Source organism: Varibaculum massiliense, assembly GCF_900106855.1.
GTDB classification, from domain to species: Bacteria; Actinomycetota; Actinomycetes; order Actinomycetales; family Actinomycetaceae; genus Varibaculum; species Varibaculum massiliense.
The window spans coordinates 1-1,069 of the sequence record NZ_FNWI01000003.1 but is presented as its reverse complement, the minus strand read 5'-3'; the positions used below and the strand labels follow the sequence as shown (position 1 = coordinate 1,069).

General features: G+C 64.1%; 3 protein-coding genes. All 3 read left to right on the top strand.

What is annotated here, in order from left to right:
- Positions 1–153: 153 nt before the first annotated feature.
- A complete protein-coding gene (locus BQ5456_RS00035; protein ID WP_052118776.1) occupies positions 154–429 on the top strand; it encodes a hypothetical protein in 276 nt (91 codons plus the stop codon).
- 168 nt (positions 430–597) lie between these two features.
- On the top strand, positions 598–810 hold the full coding sequence (locus tag BQ5456_RS00030; protein ID WP_227561562.1) for a YlcI/YnfO family protein: 213 nt from the start codon (positions 598–600) through the stop codon (positions 808–810).
- Positions 811–814: 4 nt separating this feature from the next.
- A partial coding sequence (locus BQ5456_RS00025) for a phospholipase D-like domain-containing protein (protein WP_143036992.1) occupies positions 815–1,069 on the top strand: 255 nt, incomplete at its 3' end.

Sequence of the window (1,069 nt, the reverse complement as noted above, 5' to 3'; positions counted from 1 at the left end):
GAGTCGCGGCGCCGCGGCATGAGTCGGGACGGACGGCTTTCCCGTGCCGCTTGCGGCCGATATGCGCACGGGACCGCGGGCGGCGAGATGGTTCTCCGCATGGAACGGCTACGGTGCTGCGCGACACGTCCGTTGAGAGAAGGAGGCGAGCTGATGTTGAGCCACGAAGAGAAGTTGGAGCGCATCGAGCTCATCGATGCCGTGTGCGATGCCGGGAGGCTGGCGAGGGGCCTGGACCAGCTGCTCGAGTCCCTGGCGCATGCCGACCAGCTGGACCCGCTCGACGTCGAGGGGATTCTGGCCCTGAAGTCGATAAGTGAGAGGTGCGCCGAGCGCATCGGCGACGCCGCGCGAATCTTGGAGGCTCAGAACGAGGTTCTCTACGCCGAGGAATGGGCAAACGCCAAACCTCGCGAAAACGAGAGATGAGGACCCGAACGAAAGCGGCCATCCAAGCCCGATCAGGGCGTCCATCGCCGTCCGCGCTCATATAAAGCCTGGACATCGGCTGTCCTCGCATTCCCAGTGCCGCCGCGTGCCGTCGCGTTATAATGCTGCAAACGCATTTGTATTGCATTTCGAGCGATGGGAGCGCAGATGCCCGACAGCTACAAGGAGCTCATCAAGAGCAATCCCGACGAGACCGAGATCAGAAGCTTCCTGGTGGACGGCGACCAGGTCTCCGTGACCCTGCGCATCCCCGACACCCTGCGCGACGCGGCGAAGGAGGAGGCGGCCCTGCGGGGCATGAGCTTCTCCGCCTTCGTGCGCACCTGCATGATCGAAGAGCTCGCGAAAAAGGGGGCATAGAGGCGTGAAGTCGCTAAGCAACGTCGGCGCGGAGCGCCTGGGAGACGCCCTCGGCGAATCCATCGACGACGGCGCGAAGTTGTCGATAATCAGCTCGTATTTCACCGTGTTCGCCTACGGGGAGCTCAAAGAGGAGCTCTCCAAGGTCGACGAGGTGCGCTTCCTGTTCAGCGAGCCCACCTTCATCAAGCGCATGGCCGACTCGAAGGAGCCGCGCGAGTTCGAGGTAGCCCGCCGCGCGCGCGAGGTCGGCGTCGGC